We start from the raw sequence: 26,203 nt of genomic DNA, 5'->3' as shown, positions 1-26,203 counted from the left end.
CGTCATTCTCTCTGGGCCATGGCCGCTGCAAATTCACGTTGATAGGCTGCCCTGTGCTCTGCCGGGTTGGCGGGAAAGCGCCCCAGGGCCACGGCAAGTTCGAAAAAACCGGCGCCGGGCAGGTCGCCACGGCGACTGACCACCAGGGTGGCCAGGATTGGCCTACCGGCGGCCACGTCTTCCTGCATCAGTGTCTCAAGTGCTACTGCCACGCGTCGAATCGTACGCGGCGGTGACAGGCCAAGTGCCTCGGCGGCCTGCTGGTAGGTAATAGGCAGCGCCTGAGGTGGTAGCCCGTTGAGATAATGACGTAGGCGAAGGTTCAGGTCGCTATCCGCCGGCATTTTGCCCTCCTTGTGTTCTAGTACCACCAGTTATTTAAGGATAATCAGCGTCGCCAGGCCCAGAAAGGACAGGAAGCCGACAATATCGGTCACCGTGGTCAGGATGACCGCGCCGGATAGGGCGGGGTCGATTTTCAGGCGCCGCAAGATCAGAGGTATCAATACGCCGGCCAGGTTGGACAGGCTCATATTGATAAAAATGGCCAGGGTGATAACCAGGGTAATCATGGGGTTATCAAACCAGAGCTGGGAAATCGCTCCGACGACGAGTGCCCAGATCAAGCCATTGATCATGCCTACCCACATTTCCTTGTTGTACAGCCAGCGCTTGTTGTTGCCGGCCAGCTGGCCTAGCGCCAGGCCGCGGATAACCACCGTCAACGTCTGGCTGCCGGCAATGCCGCCCATGCTGGCTACCACCGGCATCAGAATGGCCAATGCGACGATCTGATCAAGCACCTCGGTAAACTGGCCAATCACTGTGGCTGCCAGGAAGGCTGTCAGCAGATTGATCCCCAGCCAGATACCGCGGCTTCTGGCACTGCGCATGATGGGGGTAAACACTTCCTCTTCATCACTGACGCCGGACATGTGTTTAAGGGTCATATCCGCATCGTCCTGGGTAATTTCCAGCACGTCGGCGACGTTCAATTGCCCGACGAGGATGCCTTCCCTGTTGCAGACAGGCACAAACGCCAGTTCCTTCGAGCGTAATATCGAGGCCGCTTCGTTTACCTTCATCTGGTCGCTCAAGGTAAAGGGCTCGTCCATATAGTGATCAATCACGGCTTCCTGAGGCTGTTTGATCAGGTCAATCAGCGTCAGGGTGCCGAGTAGGCGCTTGTCCTTGTCAGTCACCATGATCTGCTGGGATTCATCATCAAGCAGGTGATGAATGCGGATATAGCGCTGCACGGCTTCAAGCGAGACGCCCTGTTTGACGTTAACTGTTTCAGGGTCCATGTAGCGCCCCACCACATCTTCTTCATAGGTATGCAGATACTCAACCTGGGCGCGAATGCCTTCATCCAGGCTGGCATAGACGCTGGTTCTGATGTCGTCGTCAGCTACGTCAAGGACTTCAGCAACGTCCTGAGCATCCAGGCCTTTGACAATCTGGCCGATGTCGTCAGCGGATAAAGGCTCGATGAAATCAGCGCGGATGTCTTCATCCACTTCGGCCAGCACTTCGCCGACCACGGCCTCTGGCACAAACTCCCAGAGCAGGTCGCGTGTCTTGCCCGGAAAGGATTCAAGGGTACGAACAATGTCCTGAACATCCATGCCCGCCAGAAGATCGTCGATACCTGATCCATCAGACGTCTCAAGTAACCGCTGAAGCTGCAGGAGTTGCTCTTCTGTCTGGTTGTAAGGCGTATCGTCGCGCATGGCAGCATCCTTGTAGCAGGGATGGTGTTCTAAAAACCCGGTTTCAGTAAACCGGGTTCAGTAGAGACCGATTGTAAACGGTTAAGATGACAAAATGTTTGGGGTGGCCTGAAAATTGCCGGTAACTAACGTGTACGACTGACCTTTGGTTGGCGTATTGATTCCGGCTGGGGGCTTGATTCTTGCATTGCTCATTGCGAATGTCGCTGAGAGAATGCGACCTGGTCTCAGGACGACCGTCTGGTATTACGATCACCGTAAGGAGTACCCGCAATGAGAGCGTTGTCGAGCATGGGATTTGCCTTATTCGGTGCGGCATTGGTGGCCATCAGTTATGGTCTGGCACGTTTTGCCTTCGGGCTTTTTGTGCCCTCGATCAGTGCAGAACTTGATCTATCAGCCTACCTGGTGGGTATCATCGGTGCATTGCCTTTTATCAGCTTTGTGCTGGCGACCGCCGTCGCGCCGTTTGCAGCCAATCTCATGGGGGCACGTTATCTGGCGGTGCTGTCCGGTTTCCTGGGGGTGGTTGGCCTTGGCCTGATCAGTGAATCGGTGAATGCCATCATGCTGGGCGTTGGCGTGTTTGTCTGCGGTATCTGCACCGGTTTGATGATGCCTGCCCTGACCGCCGCCATGCAGTCCGTGGTCAGCCGGAGCATGCATGGGCGGGTCAGCTCGATCATGAATGCCGGGACCAGCATCGGCATCATGGTGGCAGTGCCGACGGTTGTTTTCCTGTCTGATGCCTGGCGGATCACCTATGAAGGCTTTGCGTTTTTGGCCCTTCTTGGGGTCGTGGCGGCCTGGTACTTCATTCCTTCGGTTTCAAGGGTCATACCCGCGAACGCTGCGCCGCCCCCCAGTCTGACACGATCTCAGTGGTCGCGCCTGATCCGGCTGACCCTGTTTGCCTTTGCCATGGGGTTTGTTTCGGCACCCTACTGGCTGTTTGCGCCGGATCTGGCGGTCAACCTGGGGGCTCTGGCCTCTAATCATACCGGTTGGCTGTGGTTTGCCGCTGGCCTTGCCGGCCTGGGGGGCGCTGTCGTCAGTGACCTGGCTGACCGTAACAACCCACCCATCACTCAGGCCCTGATGTTGATGATGCTGGCATCCAGCCTGGTACTGCTGGCAGCCAGCCCCGGCAATCTGGGGCTGGCAATATTCTCGGCGCTGGTGTTTGGCCTGGCCTATATGAGCCTGACCGGCCTTTATCTAATGACCGGTATCCGCCTGCTGCCGGGACGGTTATCAATCGGCCCTGTCTTGCCCTTCATGGCCTGTGCGTTAGGGCAGGCAGCCGGATCTCCGGTTATCGGTATGCTGGTGGAAAGTGTCGGTTATGCCGAAGCCTTTTCGATTTTCGCTACCGCCGGCATTCTGGTGGCGGTGCTGTCGCCGATATATCCCGGGCATATCGACTACTTTGCGGATTGGACAGAGAGCATCACCGAGAGTGAGGAAGCGGTAGCCGATACGGAAGAACCGGAAGAGCCGCAGCCGGAGGATACGGGTCTCCAGGCCGCCTATGATCATCAGTTGGTGGATGAGGAAGGAGAGCCGCTGGACCCTGACCCTGACCCTGTTCAGGAGGAAGACTCAGAAGAAACTGAGCTGGAAACTGAATCGGAATCCGAGTCTCAGTCCGATAAGTCGGACAGTCGCTAAAGATGATCTGACAGTTCCAACCGCTGGACCCCCAGGCAGAAGGGGCCAGCGGTTCGGTCAGCAATCAGAAAACCGAGCTGGGTAATGCTGTCTGCCTCCAGGGGTGGGGCGTCGGTGAGCAGGCTGCCCCGCCTGATAGCGTCAAACGCCTGCCAGGGAAAAGTCAGGGTTTGCCATTCATCGGCTGGCGGCGTCATGATCACCCGGTAAGCACAGGCGTCACTTAACTGTCTGCTTTTCAGGCGCAGCTGGTAGGCACGGCCGTCGCCCTTGACGGTCAGGCGAATACCGGCTGCCCGGGTAAGGCTAACTTCAAATTCATCAGGTTGGCGGCGCACAGAAGCAAACCCCCCGCCGTTTTCCAGTGATACCTCTCCGTGAAACCAGCCGCAGCCCTCGTTCACGCTGAAGGTGCTCTGCGAAACACCGCCCATGACCCCGTCATCGACCGCGAACCAGCGATGCTGCTCGTCGGCTGTTTTAAATATAAGTGCCATACAGATTCCTGTGAGATTGACTAATAGGAGCGCGTCTACAGTGGTCGTTGAAGTCTGTTTGCACAAGGGGTCAGGTCAGCCCGAGCAGCGCCTGAGCGAGCTTGGTATCGTCATAGAGGTGGGCGTCACCGGTTTCGTTAGCCAGGTCCGTATCCAGCAGTTGGGCACCCATCTCGTCACTGATGCGGTTGCGCTGATCGCGTGAGACCTTGAGCAAGCGGGAATCAAATAGCACAAAGTCGATGGCGCCTCGCGCGTGATGCCTGACGGGTGTCTTGGCCGCCGGTTTGCCTGTCAGGTGCTGGTTCAGTACCTCAACCTGGTCCGCCAGCGTCATGCCAAGTGTCTCCAGGTCGGTGCCCAGGCTGGGTACATAAACTCGGGGTGACGGGTTTTTATGCAAGGCCTTGGTGACGCCCTTGGGCAGCAGGTTGGCGATAATGCTGCTGTAAAAACTGCCCGGTGGAAACACCAGCAGCTCGGCAGAATCAATCAGTGTCAGGGTTTCCTTGCAGACCCTGGAAGCATCCAGGGTATCAATATCATCGGCTTCCCCGGTGAGCTTGATGGCGCGGATCGGGGAATCGATACAGGCGGTTTCCTTACCGGTAAAATTATGCTGACCGGTAATCGTGCGGCCATTCTCAAGCTCGACTTCCAGTTGCAGGTCAACGTCGGTGGTGGTGCGGACCGTGCCGCGTGTCTTGATCAGCTGGCCGAACAGGAAAGCAATCGGATCCAGCGAGCGGTTGTGGATCAGGTAGCCACCCGTCAGGATCAGGTTGCCTACGCTGGCGCCGGCGAGATCAAAATCTGTCGGCATCTGCTGGCTGAAGGCGGCAAGGTAGCTTTGAATCAGAGATCGCATGGGTTCGGCAATCGCCTTGATCAGCGGATGTTTAGCATTGACCAGATCCAGCAGGTCCTGCTCAAGCGCCGACCCGTTCAGGCGATGGGAAAACAGGGCGGCCACGTCCGGGTGGCCGGTCACCGAATCATCTGCCAGCGACAGCAAGCGCGCACGCAGGTCGCCCACTGCCGGCATGGCAAAGGCCCGGCGCAGCTCGGCAGAGCTGCCTCCGGAGTCAAAAGGAGTGACAAGGTGAATGGAATTGTGGGTATAGTCCGTCAATATTTCGGAGAAGCGCCGTAAGGCAGTACCGCCACTGAAGAAAAGCAGTTTTGGCCCAAGCTCGGGTGCCTTGCGGTATCTGGCCAGACGCAGCGCCTGGCCCCGAGCAGGGTCGCGGGGTATCTGAAGGCACAGGGGCTGTTGTTGGCTGTTTTTCATCCGGTGTCCTTTCAGGTCGTTGAAGGCTTATCCAAATCATTGAAATTTAAGAAAGTTGTAACACACAAGAATGAGAAAATTACTTATAGTATCATCGTTGTCCCTATGGCACTTGTACGGTGAGGCTGGCTATCAACACGACCATACTGGAGCATTTTTATTTTCTCCGATTCGAAGTTGAAAATCACTTTGATTTAGTTGAAGTTTATGTGACTCAGCCCAAAGGGGCCGTGGCACAGCGCCTGATTGATCGAAAAGGTTACCGGAGCACCCTGCTGGAAAAGGTCGAACTTGCGGTAGCGATGGATGTGCATAGGCGTAAGGTGGCTGGTACCGGGTTCCAACAATCCAAATCTCTGGAACGTCTGGCCAGTCTGCTTGACCAGTTGGGCCATGCCTGCCTGGAAGTGACCGATATCAGGTCGTTGGAAAAACTGTCGAATAAGGATCTGAAGGGCGATCTCAAGGATGACCTGAAGGGCAATCTGAAGGCTTACGCCAAGGTGATCCGATCAATTGGTAAATCGCTCAAGCTGGTGACCATCAAGCTGGATAACGCCAATACCCGTCAAGGACTCAAGATAGGTCGCCGGATTCCCAAGCTGCTCGCCCGCCTGCCGGAAACGTCCAGCACCGGTGCCTGTGCGGTGCTGGATTTCCAGATTCGGCGCATGGTGTATCTGCTATCGGCGCTGGCAGATGCCTTGCTGGCGGCCAATTTTGGCCCTGCGGTGCGGCTGCAGAACTACAAGCAGCTCAGGCAGGCGGCACACGCCATGGCCGATCAGGACGCCGGTTTCAGCGTCGAGCGTCTGGCACTGACCCGCAGTGGCAGTACCATTGCCACCCTCAAGGCGGAGCATGCTGACTCGGGTGAGGTCATGGCGGTCTACAAGGAGGGCCAGAGCAAGAAGGTGATTGAAGAGCTCTCCGGCGTGGACCAGTGGAACGAGGTCTACCCCAAGGTGGCGCCAACGGTGCTTTCCCACCATGTTGAAAAAGGCGATAAGTTAAGCTCCATGGTGATTGAGCACCTGCCCGGGCATACGCTTGAATCGCTGCTGTTGAACCATCAATGGGACGCCGCCCGTCAGCTGACCGATAAGCTGCAGAAAACCCTGAGAAAGATCTGGAAAAGTTCACGCACCGCTGAAACGGCACAACCCGGTTATATGCAGCAGCTGCGTAAACGCCTGCCGGAAAGTCAGCATACCCATCCTGGTCTGTTCAATGAAGGTCAGCGCATCTGCGGGCTGTCGCGCCCAAGCTTTGACCAGCTGATTGACCACGTTGGCAGCCTGGAAAAGCAGCTGAAAGCGCCGTTTTCCGTATTGATTCACGGTGATTTCAACGTTGATAACATCATTTATGACGATATCAAGGACCGCATCTACTTTATCGACCTGCACCGCGCGTCGTATTCGGATTATGTCCAGGACCTCTCCGTTCTGATGGTATCGATCTATCGACTGCCGATTCTGGATGCCGCCCCCAGGGCTGAGCTGATGGGCCTGATCCACCAGCTGTATCAGTTTGCCCGGCGATTTGCCAAGAGCAACAAGGACACAGGGTTTGATGCGCGTCTGGCGATTGCCCTGGGGCGCTCGTTTGCCACCTCCACTCGCTTTATCTACGACAGGCAGTTTGCCAGTGCGTTGGCGCTCAGAGCCAGCTATCTGCTGGAAGCAATCACCCTGGTGAACCCCCACGCCCTTGATACCTACCAGCTTCCCCTTGAGGATATTTTCCATGATTGATAAGCGGATTGCCGTCATCGGAACGCCGGGGAAATGGTCGACCGATATCCTGGCCGACCATCTGGAGGCGCGTACCGGCTATCGCTGCGTAGTGGATATGGCCGAGGTCGTCCTGGAACTTGAGACGGGCAAGTTACGCTATGGCGATATGCTGCTCAATGAACTGGATGGCGTCATCATCAAAAAGGTCAGTGAGACCTATTCACCGGCTGCCGATGACCGGATCCGCATGCTGGGGAGTCTGGAAGCCGATGGCGTGCGCTGCTTCAGCCGCCCGGAACAGATAAGCCGACTGATCAACCGCCTTGAGGGCACCGCCGCGCTGGCGTCGGGCAATGTCAGCCTGCCGCCCACTCGGGTAACTGAAAACACCGATGAAGCGCTGGAAGCGGTCAGGGAATTCGGCAAGGCGATTCTCAAGCCGCTGTATTCCACTAAGGCCCGTGGCATGGTGGTATTGGATGGCGCCAATGATGAATCGACCAATCGGCGCAAACTGGAGGCTTTCAAAGACAGTCACGGGCTTTTTTACCTGCAGAAATTCGTCAATCTGGGCGGTCAGGATCTGGGCATGGTGTTTATCGGCGGCGAGTACCTGTGTACCTATGCACGCGTGAGCGGCGCCAATACCTGGAACACCACCATTCATAGTGGGGGCAGGTACCAGGCCTATCATGCCGGCCCGGAACTGATTGCGCTTGGCCGTCAGGCACAGGCCTGTTTTGAGCTGAGCTTCACCACTGTGGATATCGCCCTGACCGATGAAGGGCCTGTGGTGTTCGAAGTTTCCGCTTTTGGCGGTTTCAGCGGCGCGCTCAAGGGCTGCGGCCTGGATGCCGCCGGAACCCTGTGTGATTACGTGCTTGCCGAACTGCAGGCTGATAACCGGGAGCCCGCCTGATGACCCTCAATCCTGTCGCCCCTGATTACCTGTCCATGGCCAGCCTTAAGGCCAACTGCACGGCGCATCGGTTACTGCCGTTTCAGGGGCTGAACATCCAGATATGGGCAGACAATCCTCAAACGCTTACGTTACTTGACCAGTATTATTCAGGCTTGACCGCCAGTACTGTGCGTCACGACCAGCCGTTGCTAAGCGTGTTTCTGATCGATCAGGCGGTTAACACCCAAGGCATGGAGTGGACACCGGTCACGCGCCATAAACCCGGCCCTAATGGTCTGAAAGAGGCTTACCGGGATGCGCCTGAGGGCCGCTGGATTCATAAAGTCCGCACCGGCATGGTATTTCTCCAGACCCTCGACGCTCCGCTTGCCATGGGTGATCTGAATCGGCATTTCTCTCAGGTCGTCAATTTTATCAACAACCAGTTTCTCAATGTTCAGCAGCGCCGCGGTTATCTGCTGGGGCACGCCGCCGCTTTTACAGTTGATGGTCAGGCAACGGCCATTGCGGCCAGTTCAGGGGGCGGCAAGTCGACCCTGATGCTGAAAGCCCTGGAAAAAACCGGCGTTCGCTTTCTGTCCAATGACCGTATCCTGTTCAGATCGCAGCCCGAAGCAACCGTCACCGAGGTGCTGGGCGTAGCCAAACACCCCCGGGTGAACCCGGGCACCCTGGTCAGCTCTCCGCGGCTCGCCAGTCTGTTGAGCCCGGCTGAGAGTGAACGCTATCGACAGATGCCTGCCGCGCAACTCTGGGACGTTGAGCACAAACATGATGTCCTGATTCCAGCGCTTTATGGGGAGGGTAAAGCGGCACTGTCAAGCAAGCTGGGCACGCTGGTATTGCTTGACTGGTCGCTGTCTTCCGTCATGCCCACCGGGCTAAGCCGCGTGGAGATTGAGCAAACGCCTGAGGCGCTGGAAGGTCTGCGTAAAAGTTCGGGGCCGTTTTTTCAATCTGACGATGGCCACTTTCCCCCTGAACAGGCACCTTCCTGTGACGTTTACGCCCGTCAGCTGGCCGGTGTAAAGGTATTACGTCTGACCGGTGGAGTGGACTTCGACCGCGCCATCGAGCTGCTTGAGGCAGAAGGCCTGCTGGCATGAGCGTGCAGCGGCTGGCGCTGGTTCGTCACGGTGATTATGCCCAGCGGGCGGAGACGCCCAGTGCGCTGCAGCCTTACCCACTGACGGCGAAAGGCGAGGCCGAGGTCAGAACACAAGCCCGAGCGTTCGGCGACTGGCTGGCCGCGTCAGGATTGCAGTTAGATAGCGACATTCACTGCTCGACGCTGTTAAGAGCCTGGCAGACAGCGGATATCTTTCGCCAGGAACTTGCCTCTTTGTTTACCGAGCCGGCGTCCGTCAGCAGCTTTTCTGCCCTGTGTGAGCGCAGCGTGGGGTCTGTGGCCAATCTCAGCGTTGGTGAAATCGAACGTATTGTCGCCCAGGACCCACGCCTGGCGCCTTTGCCCGAAGGCTGGAAATCCGCCAGCCACTTCAGGTTACCCTTTGAGGGGGCCGAGTCATTGCTGGCGGCCGGCGAGCGGGTTGCCCGCCATCTACAGGGGTTGCCTTCAGCCGCCGATGGCCACGTTCGCTTGATCGTGGGCCACGGTGCCTCTATCCGCCATGCCTGCTATCATCTGGATGTCATCTCTTTCAGCGATATTAAACGGTTGAGCATGTTTCACGGTCATCCGGTCGTTTTTGAAAGACAAGCCGACGGCTGGAGTCGGCTTTATGGCAACTGGAAACACCGTCAGGCGGCGGACCCTCTCGACTAGAAGATGATGGCGACCATGACAGCATTCAATCTTATTCCACAGGTCAGCAGGCATTCCTATCACAATGCTGTGCTGAGCCAGCTGCCAACCGAGTGGGCGCCCTGGCCGGATGACCCGACGTCCGTCAACCATGATGATGCGTTAGCCGCTTTTCAGCGTCGCGCGCAGAAAAAGCGTTTTACCTGGCCTGCCAAACCGGTGGTGTTTATCTCCGATGCCCACGCCGATGCTGAAGCTTTTGAAGCGTCACTGTTAGCCGCTGGGGTCATCGAGCGTGACGGTGTCCAGCTGTGTGAATATGAACTGACCCGATTCGGCAAGCAGGCCGAAATCATCGTGGGCGGTGACTGCCTGGATAAAGGGCCCAGCAATCTGATGCTGTTGCGCAGCCTGGCGCACCTCTACCGCCTAAAGGCCAATGTCACCCTGCTGGCCGGTAATCATGACCTGCGCCTGCTGATGGGTCTGCTATCGCTGAAACGCGACACCGATACCGGCAGCCAGCACCTGTTTGTGCGTATGGGCAAGAAGGTCATTCCGCTGTTCAAGGAGGTCTTTGATCAGTACCTGGCGGATAGCCAATGGGACAGGGACATACCCGATGAAGACGCTTGCCGAAAGGCGCTGTTTCCCAGTGATGCCTGGTTTGAAAATTTTCCTTTCTACGCAGCGGGTTTTCTGACGCCAGAAGGCATTGACCGTGAAATCAGCAAGATGCGCAAAAAAGCCGAGAGCTTTGAGAGCCATTGCGCCAAAAAAGGGCTTTCTCTGCAGCAGGTATATGCGGCGGCCATGAAATGCCGCTCCCTGTTTCTCAAACCCTCTGGTGAGTTTGGCTGGTTTTTCCGCCGCATGCAGCTGGTTAAAAAACGCGGTTCCTTTCTGTTTTTGCATGCAGGCCTGGATGACAATATGGCAGAACTGCTGGCCAATCATGGCATCAAGCATGCCAACCAGGCATTCAAAAAGAACCTGATGAGCCAGAACCTGTTCAGCTTCTACTATGGCTCGCTGGCCAATACCTTCAGAACCAAATATCGCAAGGCTGATCTGCCGCTGACCCGTCACGGCGCCAAAGTGGCCAGAAAGGCCGGTATTCAGGTGCTGGTGCACGGGCATATCAATCAGCACGCCGGCCAGCGCGTTTCGCTCAAGAATGATCTGATTCATATCGAGGCCGACATCACCCTGGATGCCAACTCGCGCAAAAGCGAAGGGCTTGAGGGCATGGGCGTGGGTGCCACCCTGATTGATAAAAAGCGCGGCCTGGTGGGCCTGAGCGGTGACTATCCAGTGGCTAAGGTATTCAGGCCCGGGCGCAAGGGAAAGCGGACGGGCAAGGCGTCGCCACCCGGGATTTAATCGAGAAGGGTTAATTGAACAAAGGCTCAACGGGGGCCATCAATGAAGTCAAAAACCAAGTTCAGCCATGACTCGCTGCTTGACCGTGAGGCCACTCAGGAGCTGCTGGTGACACTGGCCAAGGCTATCAATGAAGGGCATCTGGCCTTTCAGGAAAGTGATGATGATCTGGTGCTGTCGCCCCAGCAACTGCTGCAGGTCTCTCTGCGAGCCAGCGATGAAGGCGACAAACAGGAAGTTGAAGTCAAGATCAAATGGCGGATCAAGGAAAAAACCATCGCCAGTAAAGCGCCGAAGATCAAGGCGGGTCATTGATACTCTGGAACGCCACGCGTCAACAGACCCTAAGCGGATCTGATGTTAGAAACGGCGAGCGAAAGAGGTGGCCAGGGTAGGGGGGGCGCAGCGTATCGTGGGTTAATGCGTTTTAAGAGGACGACACACCGTGGTTCAAACACCCCCCTTGCTGAAAGCCGTCCTTCTGTTGCTGCCCCGGCTGGCACGTTTTGCCTGGCGCGTGCTGCGTCACTTTATCAACAACCGCGGCATCCTGCTGGCCGGTGGCGTGGGTTATAACATCCTGCTTTCCATTGTGCCCTTGTTTGCCGTTCTGGTGGTGTTACTGACCCACCTGGTGGATGAGCAGCACCTTCTTGCGGTTCTGGAGGTGCAGGCGCGCCATCTGGCCCCTTCCCATGCGGATGTCCTGCTGGAGGCGGTGCGCGGCCTGCTGGATTCCGGCGATGTGATGGGCATTCTGGGTTTTCCGGTGCTGCTGCTGTTCAGCTCGTTCGCCTTTCGCATGCTGGAAGATGCGCTGGCCATCATCTTTCATGCGCCCGAGACCCCGCACATCCAGCGCAGCGCCTGGGTGTCGGTGATGTTGCCTTATGCTTTTATTTTGGTGTTGGGGGCAGGGCTTATGATGTTGACACTGGTGGTGACCCTGGCCAGTTCCCTGAACACGCTGGTGGTGGCGCTTTTTGAACGTGAGCTGCCATTGGCCATGCTGTCTGAACCGGTGCTGAACCTGAGCAGTTTTGTGGGCGTTTTCCTGCTGTTCAGTGCCATCTATAAGGTACTTCCCGTGGTACAGATTGCCCTGCGCCGAGCGGTAGTCGGCGGGTTTGTGGCTGCTTTGCTGTGGGAAGCCGTGCGTTTACTGCTGGTCTACTACTTCGCCAACCTTTCCTTTGTCAGCGTTGTCTACGGCTCCCTGGCGACCCTGGTGATTGTCCTGCTCAGCCTGGAAATCGGCGCCATTATCCTGCTGCTGGGGGCCCAGGTAATCGCCGAACTGGAACGCAATTCCCGAGTGGGCCTGCCCTGGTATCTTGACCCAGATCATCAGCCGGTCGCGCGCATTGAATGATCAGCGGTAATCTCCCGGATCCACCCCCCACTTACGCAGGCGTGACGCCAGCGTGGTGGGTCGTAAACCGAGCTTGGCTGCCGCGCCCTCAGGGCCAGATACTTTGCCACGGCTATTCTTCAAGGCCAGCAGGGCACTTTCTTTCTGGCACTGCTGCAACATACTTTCGGTCAGAAACTGCGTGCCCGTTCCATTCAGTAAGCGGTTTACTTCATCTGTTGCTTCGCTTCTGGTATCCGGGTTCACGGTCGTCTGATTTTCATTTTCCAGTAGCTCATCAAAGGTGACATGACGGCTTTGCGTGACAATCACTTGGCGTTCGATCACGTTTTCCAGTTCGCGGATATTGCCTGGCCAAGGGTAGCGCTGCAGGACCCGCATTTGTTCGGGGGCAATCCGTACGTCGGGCTTGTTGAACTTCTGGCAGGCCCGTTGCAGAAAGTATTCAGCCAGCAGAGGCACGTCTTCCTTGCGCTGGCGCAGCGGAATCGATGCCAGCGGGAAGACGTGAAGACGAAAATACAGGTCTTCCCGGAATTGCCCTGCCTCAATCATGCTGCGCAGATCGCGGTTAGTGGCGGCAATCACGCGGACATCCACCTCCATGGTGCGATTTTCGCCAACCCGCTCAATTTGTTGATCCTGCAGTACGCGCAAAAGCTTGCTCTGCAGTTCCAGGGGGATCTCACCGATTTCGTCGAGAAACAGGGTGCCGCCGTCGGCCAGTTCGAAGCGGCCGGAACGGTCGCGGACTGCGCCGGTAAACGCACCTTTGACGTGACCAAAAAACTCGCTTTCAAACAGGTCGCGGGGAATGGCTGCACAGTTCACCCGGATCAAGGGGCGTTCGCTGCGTTGGCTGGCTGCGTGAATGGCCCGTGCAATCAGCTCCTTGCCGGTGCCGGATTCGCCGGTGATCAGGACGTTGGCATCTGTGGGCGCCACCATTTCAATCTGTTGCAGCAGCTTTTTCAGGGCTGCACTGTCGCCAATAATATTCTGATGATCCAGCTCCGCCTTGATCTCTTCCTGCAGGTACTGGTTTTCAAGTTCCAGACGCTTTTTGAGGGATTCCACTTCTATCAAGGCGTCGCGCAACTGCTGTTCAGCGCGTAAACGTTCGCTGATATCACGAAACAGTACCACCGCACCGACCAGCCTGCCCATTTCAAAAATGGGTGTACTGGTGTATTCCACTGGGATGCCCTCCCCATTCTTGTGCCAGAACACTTCATTATCAACGCGATGTACCTGGCCATCACTGAAGGAGGCATGAATGGGGCATTGCTGGACCGGAAAGTGCCTGCCGTCGGCATGGGAATGGTGAAACATCAGATGGGCGTCATGGCCGACCATATCCTGAGCGCTCCAGCCCAGAATACGCTCAGCGGCCGGGTTGGCAAACGTGGTTTTACCATCGGCATCCAGGCCGTAAATGCCTTCTCCGGCGGCGTTCAGAATCAACTGGTTTTGCTTTTCAATACGCTCAAAGACCTGCTCGACGCGTTGCCAGCCCACCTTCCCGAGACGATGTTGGCGGCCTAGCTCCGCCTTGGCACGCCGGTGTTCTGCCTGGTTACGGTCAATCAGGGTCAGCAGCAGCCAGGAGGAATGCTGAGTGCTGCTGGCGTATACCTCAACGTGGTGGGGCTGGCGCTTGGTGTCGAGGATCACCAGATCATCCGACCATCCTGTGCCGCGACTTAACACTTCATCTGTAAAGCTGACCCAAAGGGGCAGTGAGGCGCTAAGCCGATGACTGAAAGGCGCCGGAAAGGGCGATGAGCTGTTGATTGACAGCATTTGGCATGCTGCCGGATTGGCAGCAATCAGCCGGTCATCCAACGGATCGATGATCATGGTCGCCAAAGGCGCATTATCAAACATCCACTTGGCAGAACCACTCCTAGTGTTTGTGCTCACGCTGTACCTCTTGTCTATCAGGGGTGGTGATCAGCTTACCCGGCGGCAGCGTTGATTACGATTTTTCGTGAACAAAGCTGACGAAATATAATAATTAACGAATTATCGTGATTCATTGTAGAGAATACTCTGGCGTCTCTTTTGTATGTAAACCATTGAATATTAGTTTATTTTTTTGATTTTCATCGAGGTTGGCATGCCTCTCGCAAATAATTGGATATCCATTATTGTTGCATTGAGAGGCTCTTATCATGAAAACGCCTGATAACGATCGTTATAAGCTCGGTTCCCGGCAAGACAGTCAGGAAGGTCTCAGTAGCCTGAGTGACCCTTTTGATCATCGTCAATCATTGATCCATGGTCATCAGTGTGATTGTCAGCGCTGCCAACCCACGTCTTCCTCGGCCTCTGTGACTCATTCCGAGCAGTCGGTCGACTCCCAGCAAGCGCCAACTTCTTCAGAAGACATGCTGGATCGCGCGGTTGAAAGTGCACTGGTGCGCGGCATGTTCGGTCACAGTGACATGCACCGCCGTCAGTTCATGAAGCTGGTGGGTGGCGGCACGGTGGCCGCAGCACTTGCCAGCTTGCTGCCCATGGATGCGATCAAGGCGGCCGTTAAAGAAAATCTGGGGCCGCTTGAGAAAACCAGCCTCAACGTCGGTTTCGTGCCCATTACTTGTGCAACACCGATCATTATGGCGCATCCGATGGGCTTCTATGAGCGTTATGGCCTGGATGTTTCGGTCATCAAGACGGCCGGCTGGGCCGTGGCCCGCGATAAATCACTGAACCGTGAGTATGACGCGGCGCATATGCTGACCCCCATGCCACTGGCCATGACCATGGGCGCAGGTTCCAGTCCGGAACCCTTCATTATGCCTGCGGTGGAGAATATCAACGGTCAGGCCATCGTGTTGCACAATGATCATCTTGACAAGCGTGATCCGCAACAGTGGAAGGGCTTCACCTTTGGTGTGCCGTTTGAATATTCCATGCATAACTTCCTGCTGCGTTATTACGTGGCCGAGCATGGTCTGGATCCGGATCAGGATATCCAGATCCGGGTCATTCCACCGCCCGAAATGGTCGCCAACCTGCGCGCCGGTAATATCGATGGCTTCCTGTCGCCGGACCCCTTCAACCAGCGGGCGGTCTTCGAGAGTATCGGCTTTATTCACCTGCTGACCAAGGAAATCTGGGACGGTCATCCCTGCTGCGCCTTTGCCACCAGCGCCAGCTTTGCACGCGAAAATCCCAACACCTATGGGGCCCTGCTGCGTGCGATCATTGATGCCACCCAGTATTCGTCCAACCCGGATAACCGCTCCGAGATTGCCTCTGCCATTGCACCGACCAATTACCTGAACCAGCCGGTCACGGTGATTGAGCAGGTACTGACCGGGCGCTTTGCTGATGGCCTGGGTAACGTTCAGAACGTGCCCGACCGTATCGATTTCGACCCCTTCCCCTGGCACTCCATGGCTGTCTGGATTCTGACCCAGATGAAGCGCTGGGGCTATGTGGAAGGCGAGATTGATTACCAGCAGATTGCCCGTGACGTATACCTGGCCACTGATGCTCAGGATGTCATGCGCGAGCTTGGCTATGAGGCGCCCGAGGAAACCGCGCGTAACTATCAGATTATGGGTAAGACCTTCGATTACACCCAGCCTGAAGCTTACCTTGCCAGCTTTGAAATCGGCAGGAGATAACCATGGATCGCACAACAACCGAGTGGAATATCAGTCTCAACATGCGTGCCCTGATGCTGGCGGTTCTGCTGCTGGTCGTCGGGCTCGGTCTGTGGGAAGGGTTCAACCAGACGGCAATAATAGGTGGTGGAGGCGAACTCAGCGAATATGAACAGCTGATGGCGGGCGACAATGAGTCGGCCAAGGTGCCACCACCGTCTGAAATTCTCACCCGTGCCTGGGAGGAGTTATCCAACCCCTTCTATGACGCTGGCCCTAACGATAAAGGCATCGGCATTCAGCTGGCGTATTCGCTTTACCGCGTGCTGGCGGGCTACATCATGGCTGCCGCCATCGCGATTCCGATCGGCTTTCTGATCGGTATGTCTCCGCTGGCCTACAAGTCGCTGAACCCCTTTATTCAGGTGTTGCGGCCTATCTCGCCGCTGGCCTGGATGCCGTTGGCGCTGTTCATCATCCAGGACTCTGAGGCATCGGCCATTTTTGTCATCTTTATCTGCTCAATCTGGCCAATGCTGCTCAACACGGCCTTTGGGGTGGCCGGTGTACGCGATGACTGGGTCAATGTAGCGCGCACCCATGAGCTATCGCCTTTGAAAACTGCCTTTAAGGTCATTCTGCCCGCGGCGGCGCCCACCATTCTTACCGGCATGCGTATTTCCATCGGGATTGCCTGGCTGGTGATCGTGGCAGCTGAAATGCTGGTAGGCGGTACGGGTATTGGCTACTACGTGTGGAACGAGTGGAATAACCTCGACCTCACCAGCGTGATCTTTTCCATTCTGATGATCGGGGTCGTCGGTATGTTGCTGGATATGTCGCTTGCCTATGTCGCGCGCTTTTTCACTTACGTTGAATAACCCAGCGTTGAATACACCGATGCCGGATAACAGGAGTCGACGATGAACCATGCCTTTGTTGAGGTACAGCAAGCAACCAAGCGCTTTCCCGCCAACCAGAAGGGAGGCGAGCCACTCACTGTCTTCGAAAATATCAGCTTTCAGCTACATAAAGGCGAATTCGTCTGCATTATCGGCCACTCGGGTTGCGGTAAATCGACCATCATGAATTCGCTGGCCGGGCTTGACCAGTTTTCAGACGGCGCCATGGTGATGGAAGGTAAAGAGATTGCTGGCCCAAGCCTTGAGCGCGGCGTGGTCTTTCAGAACTACAGCCTGCTGCCATGGCTGACGGCGCTGGAAAACGTGCGCTTTGGCGTGCGTGCCCGCTGGCCTGACTGGAGCGACCGTGAAGTCAGCGATCACAGCATGAAATACCTGACCATGGTGGGGTTGAAAGAAGTGGTGACGCGTAAGCCTGCGCAGCTGTCGGGGGGAATGCGTCAGCGGGTGAGTATCGCCCGCGCCTTCGCTACACAGCCAAAACTACTGCTGCTTGATGAGCCTTTCGGGGCGTTGGATGCATTGACCCGTGGGGTTATTCAGGACGAGCTGATCAAGATCTGGGGCCAGGATCAGCAGACCGTATTCATGATCACCCATGATGTGGATGAGGCGATCTTTCTGGCTGACCGGATATTTTTGATGACCAATGGCCCGCAGGCAAAAATTGCTGAATCGGTGAGTATCAATTTACCCCGGCCGCGCCAACGGGCGGATATCATCAAGCATCCGCATTTCTATCGTATCCGTAACTATCTGGTGGATTTCCTGGTCAACCGCTCAGGCGAAATGCGTACTCAGCAAAATGGTTCGGATGGATTGAACTACCCGGTATCCGTTGATCCGGTTGAGTTGGAAGAGCTGGAAGATACGCCTTCATCCCCGGATGAACCTGTATCCGGTGCCCGTAAAAAACACGAAAACCTTGTCTCGTTAACGCCCAAGGAGGCTCATCATGGATAAACTTGAAATGCGTCACACCCTGCTCGCTGCAAAAGCGCGCCACCAAATGAGTTGGGATGATATTGCCAGTGCTGTGGGCATGTCGCCCGTCTGGGTAGCATCAGCCTGTTATGGAATGAACAGCGCTTCCCCTGATATGGCCAAAAAACTGGCAGATACCCTGGCGGTGGATGCCGAGGTGGTCGATGCGTTGACGGCCTTCCCCACCAAGACCTGGGATGAAGCCATTCCACAAGACCCCTTTATCTATCGTTTATATGAAGTGGTAGGTGTTTACGGAGAGACGCTCAAGGATGTGGTGCAGGAAAAGTTCGGTGACGGCATCATGAGTGCGATTGATTTCACCATGGAAGTGGACAAGATCGAAGACCCGAAAGGCGATCGTGTCCTGGTCACCATGAACGGAAAATTCCTGCCATATAAATCCTGGTAAGCCGATTCACCGGCGGTTGTTTATCCGTTTTTGTTTACAGTAGAGCATCAGTAAAACGCCACCCAAGCGCTGTTTGGGTGGCGTTGATGTTTTACATGTCATGGTTGTCAAACCAGCTTTTGCTCCATCTGGTTGCGGCGACTTGCATGTTCACCTGCCAAGGCAAAACCGGTAATACGCTCGTCTTCGCTGAGGTAAATAAACGTCATGCCGTCAACATCGCTTTCCTGTTCCACCCAGGCACCTGGCTCGTCTGAGACATGAACAGCCAGAGGCCAGCAGGGTGTCTTGATCATGATGGTATAGGGTTCTCCGTTATATCTAGCTGTCTGGTCACCAAACTGTTCGGCAAGCACGTTCGCCTGCTGATTCAACGGCTTGACGTAAGGCAGCAGTCTCGCCTGATATTCAACACAATCACCCAGAGCATAGATATCCGGGTCTGAAGTACGCAGTTGATCATCTACCAAAATGCCTTTGTTAACCTTTAGCCCAGCGTCACATGCCAAGGCGATATTGGGGCTTAGGCCAAGTGCGCTGATAAGAGTATCAGCAGGGAAGGTTACTCCATTGCCAAGGGTCAACTTAAGGCGGTCTGGCTCGTCGGCCTGGCGCTCCACAGAGGTCAATGTGGTGTTGAGGTGAAAATTCACCCCCTTGCCCGTCAGGCGTTCGGCAAGTTTTTGGGCGATGGCTTCAGGTAGCAGGCGTGCTAGCGGATAGGCGGCATTATCGATCAGGGTAATACGGTGGCCTGCACTGGATAGATCATCTGCAAACTCACAACCAATTAACCCGGCACCGAGAATGACGACATCCGTAGCGGATTGACCGTCTATACGTTGGCGTAGCGCGCGGTAACTGCCCAGATCGTTGATCTGGCGGATCTGTTCAGCGCCGTCACCGGCAATATCCGGCTTGGGTTGGTGTGCCCCCAACGCCAGAATCAACTGGCTATAAGCAATGCCGCCGCGTGGCGTGATAATCCGTTTTTGCTGTCGTTCGATACCCAGTACGCGTGTGCGAGCAATCAACTGCACGTTCAATCGGCGTGCCTGTTGCTCACCTGAGGCAGTCACCAGGCCGTCAGGCGTTACTCCGCGCGCTGCCGCCGCTGATAGTTGGGGCTTCGAGTAAACATCGCCGTTGCAATGGGTGATCATGACGATGGGGAGTTCAGGCCTGGTGCGCCGAATTTGCTCAATAACGCCCCAGGCGGCCATGCCGCCGCCCAGTACCACCAGTTGTTCAGGGTGATTGGCAGACCCCAGAGTAGTCGGCGCAACAGAAGACGAATCCTCTGCTTCTGCAGCGTCATCGGGCGCTTCAATCAACACAAAGTCGGCTTTGGTCACGCCACAGTCTGGGCATTCCCAGTCATCAGGAATATCGTCATAGCGGGTACCGGGCGGCAAGCCGCCATCAGGGTCACCTTCAGCTTCATCATAGATAAAGCCACATACAATACACAGATAACGCTGATAGGGCGGGTCAATCTCGTGAGTCATAATGTTTTACCTGGATGAGATGCGCTATTGATCGCCGATCAGGCTGCCTGCAGGCGGTTCAATTCCTTGCGGATATGCTTCATGGCCGGCGTGACGATGGCCACAAAGTAAGATTCTCTGAGCTTGCGCTGAGCAGGCGCATCAGCCAGATAGCCGCGGGCTCCTGCGTGAAGCATCGCCGCCTGGGAGGCACGCAGCGACAGTTCAGAACCGGCGTGACGCAGTTGCAATACATCCGCAAATAGAGAGTCACTGGCGTTGCCATGCACTTCATTGGCAAGGAAATACGTTGCCTTGCGCGCATCCTGAAGCGCTTCTTCCAGAGCATCCGGTTGTTCATCCAGAAACCGGTTCACATGGTGGTGGGTCTCATGCATCTGGCGCATGATATCGATACACCCCTGCACGACGCCAAGGCCCATGCCCATTTGCAACAGCACAAAACCAGCGCGGATACGCGGGATAAGTGAGCGCACATCGTGGCTGATAACGTTGGCATCAGGAATAAAGCTGTCATTGAAGTGGCAGGCATAAGTACCGCTGCCTTCCAGCGCCGTAAACTCGGCGCACTGGCGCAGTTGAAAGCCGTTTTGACCACACTCGACGATGGCCATGATATTTTGCTGGCGCTCATCACACTGGAAGATTGCAGCAAAGACATGGCCCTCACTAAGGTTGGACACCCAGGGCAGGGTGCCATTGGCAACATAGCCGCCATCGACGCGTTTCACCTTGATCTTGAGAGGCTCGATACTGGCAAAGTGCTTCATGGCGTTGGAAAGCCCGGTGCCGCCTAACTGCTGACCACTGCCGACGCGTGGCAGCCAGTGATCACGCACGCTGGCATCATCCGCATGTTCTATATACCAACCGAGAGCATCCTGGCACCACACACAAAACCCGGTGGACATGCATTCGCGCGATACTGCCTGCATGACATCAATGGCCTGTGAGAAATCCGGACCATGTTGGTTCAACGACGGCAAATGGTGTTGATAGCCCTTAGCATTACCCAGCGATGACATGAATTCAGCGGGATAAACGCCTTGGCGATCAATAGCGACTGTTTGAGGCGCCAATTGCTGTTTAATCAAAGCATTGACGTCAGAAAGAGTCCGTGATGATGAAAGTGTGGAAATATCAATAGTGGCGTTCATGCGTAAACCTCTAAAATTGAACAATGAAGGAGCAAGCGGTGCGCTATTTAGTGACGAGAGTGTTTTATGTAGTTAACTGGCGGCTGTCAGTCAAACCGGTATTACTTGAACTCTCGTCGCGCCTAACTTTGCGAATGCTTAACGCAATTCCTGTGCCACCTTGTTATTTTGAAAGTTAGTGATTTGATTTTTATGGCTTATATTCTTGCCTGATGGCAGCGGCGGATGTTCTATAGCGTGTTGGGTGTATGACTAAGAATGGAAAAGTGCGCTGACAATATTGTCATTGTGAACATTGTTGACATAACTTTTGACATAAAACATGTCAGTAAGGTTATTTCCGCACGAATAGAAGGAAGGCGGTAAGATCAGGAATCATTTTAATAAAGATAAATCAATACAAAGCAGTGATTTAGTTTATGTAGGCATGCATATTGCTAGGTTTACTCCAGTTAATTTTTATACTGGGCAGGAACTTTCAATATGGGTGCATCAATTCAAATCAATGGCATCAGCCATCAATTCAGCCCTCATGGCGCCAGGGTGCTGGAAAACCTGGTTCACGATATCCCTGCAGGACAAAGCACCGCCTTGATCGGTGAGAGCGGCTGCGGGAAATCCACCTTATTACACATGTTGGCAGGGCTCACCATGCCAAGTGAAGGCTGTGTGAGAATCAATGGGCGTCAGGTGACCGCGCCGCATCCGGAGTGGAACATGATGTTCCAGCGTCCGGGACTCTACCCGTGGCTAAGCGTTCGTCAAAACGTTGCACTGGGGCTGGAGTTTACCGGTCAGACAGACAACCTCAATGCACGTGTTGATGAAATGCTCCAGCTGGTTGGCTTGACTGATAAAGGTGATGCGCGCCCGCAGGATCTCTCAGGCGGGCAACAACAGCGTGTGGCGTTGGCACGCTCCCTGGCGGTTGAGCCTGACGTGATTCTGCTCGATGAGCCTTTCTCAGCGCTGGATGCCTTTACGCGGCGGAGTTTGCAGCTTGAAGTTCGCCAGATTGCCCAGCAAAAGAATATTACTCTGGTGCTGGTTACTCACGATATCGATGAAGCGCTCACCATGGGCGATCAAGTGGTGCTGATGGGTCGCAATCCTGGCACTTTCCGTAGCGTCATGGATATCACCTTACCCTATCCCCGCAACGTTATTGATCCGCAGTTTGTAGCACTGCGCGATGACCTGATGACGCGCTTTCAGCATTCGGTGGATAACACTGAGCCTGCGTTGACGACGTCGCCCCAAGCGTCTACCCGGCGCCAGGAACCTCTTACGAGTGCGCAAAATACCCAACGTTCATCAGCCTGACTGCCTGGCCAGCCGAGCTTGTTGTCCTTTGCCATTGCTTATCCTAAATCCGGAGAATTTCATTATGTCGCCATGTGACTGTCACCCTCATCATCGCCACGAATACACCAAGACCGACCAGGGTAGGCGCCGTTTCATACTGGACAGTATGGCAACGGTAGGAGGCTTAGCCACCGCCATGCATATGCCGGGCATGATACCTCGCGCCTTTGCCAATGACGATCAACAGCTGCGTATTGGCTATCTGCCGATTACCGATGCCACGCCTCTACTGGTAGCGCATGCGATGGGGTATTTTGAAGACGAAGGGTTGGATGTTGCCGAGCCAGAACTGATCCGTGGCTGGTCGCCACTGGTCGAAGGGTTTACCCGAGGACGTTTCAATCTTGTTCATCTGCTCAACCCGATTCCGGTGTGGATGCGCTATAACAACAATTTCCCGGTCAAGATCATGGCCTGGGCGCATGTTAATGGTTCAGCACTGCTGGTGAGCGGCAAAAGCCAGGCGCAAGATTTTGCCGATCTGGGCGGAACTCAGATTGCGGTGCCTTATTGGTACTCGATTCATAACACCCTGCTGCAGATGGCGCTCCGTAACGCGGGCTTAAAACCGGTTATTCAGGATCAAGATACACCTTTGGCCAGTGATGAAGTCAACCTGCTGATTCTGCCACCCCCGGATATGCCGGCAGCCCTGGCCGCTGGCCGAATTGATGGCTTTACTGTCGCTGAACCTTTCAATGCTGCAGGTGAGCTGCTGGCAGGTGGAACGCTTCTACGCTTTACCGGTGATATCTGGGAAAACCATCCATGCTGTGTTGTGTGCATGAACGAAGAGGAAGTCGATGCACGCCCGGAGTGGACGCAGAAAGTCCTCAATGCGCTGGTGCGTGCTTCGATTTATGCACAGCAGAATAAAGAAGCAACGGCCCGCATGCTTTCCCGTGATGGGCGCGGTTACTTGCCCATGCCGGAGGATGTAGTAGTGCGTGCCATGACCCACTACGATGCAGCGGACTACCAGTCACCTAACGCTATTCGCCACCCTGAATGGAGCAACAGCCGGATTGATTTCGCCCCTTACCCCTACGCATCAGCAACGCGGCAGTTGGTTAGCGCGATGAACAATACCCTGGTCAGTGGTGATACCACCTTTTTGGATAACCTTGACCCTGATGAAGTCGCCCGTGACCTGGTCAACTATGACTTTGTGCGCCGTGCAATGGAGCAATACCCCGAGGCACATCTACCGGGCACTCCAATGGAAGAGCGCTGGGAGCGGGAAGAGAGGATTCAGCTATGAGCAATCAGATGCTAGGTATGACACTGGATGATTCCGGGCAGAAGGCCTTTGAACTATTGAAACGTATAGGCTATCCGGTTATCGGGCTGGGCGCTTTGTTGGCGCTGTGGTGGCTAGGTGGTTATATGATTGCCAGCAACCCGGATACCCGGGCGTTTGTGGGCTTTGCGCCTCAGCAGGTCCTGCCCGAAGCATGGACGCTGGTGAGCTCCGGCAATCTTCTCGATACCGTGCTGCCCAGCCTTTACCGTATCGGGATGGGGCTTTTATGGGCATCGCTGGTGGCGGTACCCATGGGAATATTGGTGGGATCTTCTCCGGTGCTGCGTCAGATCACCGGCTTCCCGTTTCAGCTGTTGCGCATGGTTAGCCCGCTGGCCTGGATGCCGATTGCAGTTCTTGCTTTCAGCACCTGGGATGGCGCTATTGTATTTCTGATCTTTATGGCGGCCGTCTGGCCAATCCTGTTCTCAACGGCGTTTGCGGTGCAGCGTATTGACCCGATGTACTTCAAGGTTGCGCGCAATTTCGGTGCCTCTCCATTAGCTAGTTTACGCCGGTTGATTCTGCCCGCCGTCGCGCCGGATATTCTGGCTGGCTTCCGTCTGGCACTGGGTATTGCCTGGGTGGTGCTGGTGCCCGCCGAATACCTGGGCGTTACCAGTGGGTTGGGGTATGCCATCAACGATGCCCGCGACATTCTGGCCTATGATCTGCTCGCCGCTCTGGTTCTTATTATCGGCGTTATTGGTTATATTCTGGATAGTCTGATTGTTAGCTTAATTCGCTATTTTGGTTGGCAAAACAGCGATGGCTAATTGATCTTGATCCAAGCGTCCAGAGAGTAGCCACCAGGAGACATAAATGCCGTCGTCGTCTTCGCGCGATGAAATCTCGCCCAATCGAAGCCAGGATATCAATCAGGACACCTTGATTCTCTCGGAGGCGGCGCATTTACTGGGCAGTTCACTGGAAGCAGAGATCACCATTCCCGCCGTATTGCGCTCTTTATCACAGCTTGCCGGTCTCAATCGAGGCCGGGTTGTGCTGGAAGACACTGGCACCCAGACGCTGCGGATTGCTTACGCCTATGGGCTCCAGGCATTTGAGAAAGCGCGCGGTATCTATCAACTGAATGAGGGAATAACCGGCAAGGTGATGGCCAGTGGGCGGGTTAGCGTCGTACAGAATATTGATGAAGAAGACGATTTTCTGTTTCGTGCGGTCACCCGAGAGGCACTGCCAAACGATACGGTGTCCTTTATTGCAGTGCCCATATTGCTGGATGAAGTGCCCATTGGGGTTTTGGCCTGCCACCGGTTGCGCCATCGCCCACGTGGCATTCAAACAGACCTTCATCTGTTGCATATTGTGGCGGCAATGATTGGGCAGATTCTGCGTATCAAGGATCTGGTCAGGCAGCGCACGGAAACCTTGGAAGCCCAGAACAATGCATTGCGTTCGGCTCTGAAACAACAAAATGACCAGGAAATGCTGGGTAGCAGTGCTCAAATGAAGCGAGCACTCGATCTGGCACTGCAGATAGCCAGCAGTGATGCCACCATCATGCTGCAGGGGGAATCCGGAACGGGCAAGGAGCGTTTTGCGCGGTTTATCCACACCCATAGCCAGCGGGCCGACAAGGCCTTTATCTGTATCAACTGCGCGGCCATTCCAGAGAATCTGCTGGAAGCGGAGCTGTTTGGCTATGAAAAAGGGGCCTTTACGGGTGCTGTGCGCAGTCGCCCAGGGAAATTTGAAGCAGCTCATGGCGGCACCATCTTCCTGGATGAAATTGGCGATATGCCCATGGAGCTACAAAGCAAGCTGTTAAGGCTGCTTCAGGAACGCCGTGTTCAGCGCCTTGGAGCAGATAAAGAGATTGATGTGGATATTCGAATCCTGACGGCAACCCATATGGATCTGCAGCAAGCCGTTAATCGCGGCGACTTTCGCCTGGATCTTTTCTATCGGCTTAACGTGGTGCCACTGCGTCTGCCGCCGCTGCGCGAAAGAGAAGGCGATGTGGCCCTGCTGGCGCATTATTTTCTGGATGTTTTCAACCGCCGATATCAACGTCAATTACTGCTGGAAGCGGGGGTTGTGCGACGTTTGGAAAGCTATCCCTGGCCGGGCAATATCCGCCAGCTGGAAAATATCATGGAACGCAGCGTCTTGATGGCCCATGGCAGTCTGATCACTGTTGAGCAGATAGAACATATCCTGCACGATGAATCCCAGATCGAGCGCTACAACACCACTGCTTCACCGGGCATTGAAAGCTCATCTACTGGTTATGCGCCTGATCAGCAGGCACCCAGGCATAAGCCAGATAGTTCTGAACGGCAAGAATACCCAAGAACAGGGTTTGCAAGTACCGGCGTTAGTCGGCCTTACCAACATGTAGAAGATACCAATCCTGATATTCTTTTAGCAGCGCTAAAACATACGCGCGGTAACAAAACAGAGGCGGCACGTCAGCTGGGACTGAGCACTCGCCAGCTAAGCTATCGGTTGAAAAAACTTAATATCAGTCGTTCTGATTACACATGAAAAATAGTGAAATGCAAAACGCGACTCTTGTCTGTATGCCCAAACAGGTG

Annotated in this window: 23 protein-coding genes; 16 read left to right on the top strand and 7 right to left on the bottom strand. The window is 55.2% G+C overall.

The genetic code is table 11. From position 1 onward, the window contains the following. Positions 1 to 2: 2 nt before the first annotated feature. Positions 3 to 344, bottom strand: coding sequence for a hypothetical protein (locus LL947_RS13435; RefSeq protein WP_499833473.1), 342 nt, complete (start codon positions 342 to 344; stop codon positions 3 to 5). Between the two features lie 30 nt (positions 345 to 374). Further along, positions 375 to 1,733 (bottom strand): magnesium transporter, encoded by a 1,359-nt coding sequence (gene mgtE / locus LL947_RS13430; RefSeq protein ID WP_290822423.1) that lies wholly within the window; start codon positions 1,731 to 1,733, stop codon positions 375 to 377. Positions 1,734 to 2,006: 273 nt separating this feature from the next. Between mgtE and LL947_RS13425 the strand changes: the two genes are divergently transcribed. Beyond that, positions 2,007 to 3,404, top strand: a complete 1,398-nt coding sequence (locus LL947_RS13425; protein WP_404414585.1) for an MFS transporter — start codon at positions 2,007 to 2,009, stop codon at positions 3,402 to 3,404. Here the strand turns inward: LL947_RS13425 and LL947_RS13420 are convergent. After that, positions 3,401 to 3,901: a CIA30 family protein gene (locus LL947_RS13420; RefSeq protein WP_499833472.1), complete on the bottom strand. Its 501-nt coding sequence runs from the start codon at positions 3,899 to 3,901 to the stop codon at positions 3,401 to 3,403. The genes LL947_RS13425 and LL947_RS13420 overlap by 4 nt on opposite strands. 70 nt (positions 3,902 to 3,971) lie before the next feature. Further along, the gene (locus LL947_RS13415; RefSeq protein WP_499833471.1) at positions 3,972 to 5,192 is read right to left on the bottom strand and encodes a GAK system CofD-like protein; all 1,221 of its coding nucleotides are present in this window, start codon (positions 5,190 to 5,192) and stop codon (positions 3,972 to 3,974) included. A gap of 209 nt (positions 5,193 to 5,401) precedes the next feature. On the opposite strand from LL947_RS13415, the gene LL947_RS13410 reads away from it, so the two are divergent. From LL947_RS13410 to LL947_RS13380, 7 genes are all read left to right on the top strand, one after another. Then, entirely contained in the window at positions 5,402 to 6,949 is a 1,548-nt protein-coding gene (locus LL947_RS13410; protein WP_290822409.1) for an aminoglycoside phosphotransferase family protein, read from the top strand. Next, positions 6,942 to 7,850 (top strand): GAK system ATP-grasp enzyme, encoded by a 909-nt coding sequence (locus LL947_RS13405; RefSeq protein ID WP_499833470.1) that lies wholly within the window; start codon positions 6,942 to 6,944, stop codon positions 7,848 to 7,850. The genes LL947_RS13410 and LL947_RS13405 overlap by 8 nt, the downstream gene beginning before the upstream one ends. After that, positions 7,850 to 8,959: an HprK-related kinase B gene (locus LL947_RS13400; protein WP_499833469.1), complete on the top strand. Its 1,110-nt coding sequence runs from the start codon at positions 7,850 to 7,852 to the stop codon at positions 8,957 to 8,959. The genes LL947_RS13405 and LL947_RS13400 overlap by 1 nt, the downstream gene beginning before the upstream one ends. Then, the gene (locus tag LL947_RS13395; RefSeq protein WP_290822403.1) at positions 8,956 to 9,639 is read left to right on the top strand and encodes a histidine phosphatase family protein; all 684 of its coding nucleotides are present in this window, start codon (positions 8,956 to 8,958) and stop codon (positions 9,637 to 9,639) included. The genes LL947_RS13400 and LL947_RS13395 overlap by 4 nt, the downstream gene beginning before the upstream one ends. A gap of 15 nt (positions 9,640 to 9,654) precedes the next feature. Next, a complete protein-coding gene (locus LL947_RS13390) occupies positions 9,655 to 11,001 on the top strand; it encodes a metallophosphoesterase family protein (protein WP_499833468.1) in 1,347 nt (448 codons plus the stop codon). 42 nt (positions 11,002 to 11,043) lie between these two features. Continuing rightward, complete coding sequence (locus LL947_RS13385; protein ID WP_290822399.1) at positions 11,044 to 11,316, top strand: amphi-Trp domain-containing protein; 273 nt, start codon at positions 11,044 to 11,046, stop codon at positions 11,314 to 11,316. Positions 11,317 to 11,446: 130 nt separating this feature from the next. Continuing rightward, positions 11,447 to 12,373 (top strand): YihY/virulence factor BrkB family protein, encoded by a 927-nt coding sequence (locus tag LL947_RS13380; protein ID WP_404414569.1) that lies wholly within the window; start codon positions 11,447 to 11,449, stop codon positions 12,371 to 12,373. On the opposite strand, the gene LL947_RS13375 is transcribed toward LL947_RS13380, so the two are convergent. Then, positions 12,374 to 14,296, bottom strand: coding sequence for a sigma-54 interaction domain-containing protein (locus tag LL947_RS13375; RefSeq protein WP_499833467.1), 1,923 nt, complete (start codon positions 14,294 to 14,296; stop codon positions 12,374 to 12,376). Between the two features lie 251 nt (positions 14,297 to 14,547). Here LL947_RS13375 and LL947_RS13370 point away from each other — a divergent pair, with 251 nt between their 5' ends. Genes LL947_RS13370 through cynS form a run of 4 tightly spaced genes read left to right on the top strand, consistent with a single transcriptional unit; the run spans position 14,548 to position 18,309 of the window. Further along, the gene (locus LL947_RS13370) at positions 14,548 to 16,011 is read left to right on the top strand and encodes a CmpA/NrtA family ABC transporter substrate-binding protein (protein WP_499833466.1); all 1,464 of its coding nucleotides are present in this window, start codon (positions 14,548 to 14,550) and stop codon (positions 16,009 to 16,011) included. Positions 16,012 to 16,013: 2 nt separating this feature from the next. After that, entirely contained in the window at positions 16,014 to 16,871 is an 858-nt protein-coding gene (gene ntrB, locus LL947_RS13365) for a nitrate ABC transporter permease (protein WP_499833465.1), read from the top strand. Between the two features lie 42 nt (positions 16,872 to 16,913). After that, positions 16,914 to 17,876, top strand: a complete 963-nt coding sequence (locus LL947_RS13360) for an ABC transporter ATP-binding protein (RefSeq protein WP_499833464.1) — start codon at positions 16,914 to 16,916, stop codon at positions 17,874 to 17,876. Then, positions 17,869 to 18,309, top strand: coding sequence for a cyanase (gene cynS, locus LL947_RS13355; protein WP_499833463.1), 441 nt, complete (start codon positions 17,869 to 17,871; stop codon positions 18,307 to 18,309). The genes LL947_RS13360 and cynS overlap by 8 nt, the downstream gene beginning before the upstream one ends. A 107-nt stretch (positions 18,310 to 18,416) precedes the next feature. Here cynS and LL947_RS13350 read toward each other — a convergent pair whose 3' ends face one another. Together LL947_RS13350 and LL947_RS13345 are read right to left on the bottom strand one after the other, a co-directional pair. Beyond that, positions 18,417 to 19,817: an FAD-dependent oxidoreductase gene (locus LL947_RS13350; RefSeq protein WP_499833462.1), complete on the bottom strand. Its 1,401-nt coding sequence runs from the start codon at positions 19,815 to 19,817 to the stop codon at positions 18,417 to 18,419. Between the two features lie 38 nt (positions 19,818 to 19,855). After that, positions 19,856 to 20,974: an acyl-CoA dehydrogenase family protein gene (locus LL947_RS13345; protein ID WP_499833461.1), complete on the bottom strand. Its 1,119-nt coding sequence runs from the start codon at positions 20,972 to 20,974 to the stop codon at positions 19,856 to 19,858. 483 nt (positions 20,975 to 21,457) lie between these two features. On the opposite strand from LL947_RS13345, the gene LL947_RS13340 reads away from it, so the two are divergent. From LL947_RS13340 to LL947_RS13325, 4 genes are all read left to right on the top strand, one after another. Next, entirely contained in the window at positions 21,458 to 22,297 is an 840-nt protein-coding gene (locus LL947_RS13340; protein ID WP_499833460.1) for an ABC transporter ATP-binding protein, read from the top strand. 64 nt (positions 22,298 to 22,361) lie between these two features. After that, a complete protein-coding gene (locus LL947_RS13335; protein ID WP_499833459.1) occupies positions 22,362 to 23,600 on the top strand; it encodes an ABC transporter substrate-binding protein in 1,239 nt (412 codons plus the stop codon). Beyond that, positions 23,597 to 24,418, top strand: coding sequence for an ABC transporter permease (locus LL947_RS13330; RefSeq protein ID WP_499833458.1), 822 nt, complete (start codon positions 23,597 to 23,599; stop codon positions 24,416 to 24,418). Before LL947_RS13335 ends, LL947_RS13330 begins: the two co-directional genes overlap by 4 nt. 46 nt (positions 24,419 to 24,464) lie before the next feature. After that, a complete protein-coding gene (locus LL947_RS13325; protein ID WP_499833457.1) occupies positions 24,465 to 26,153 on the top strand; it encodes a sigma-54-dependent Fis family transcriptional regulator in 1,689 nt (562 codons plus the stop codon). The last annotated feature ends 50 nt before the right edge of the window (positions 26,154 to 26,203 follow it).

This window comes from Halomonas sp. BLK-85 (assembly GCF_044792155.1).
GTDB lineage: Bacteria > Pseudomonadota > Gammaproteobacteria > Pseudomonadales > Halomonadaceae > Vreelandella.
This window is presented reverse-complemented; position numbering and strand designations above follow the sequence as displayed.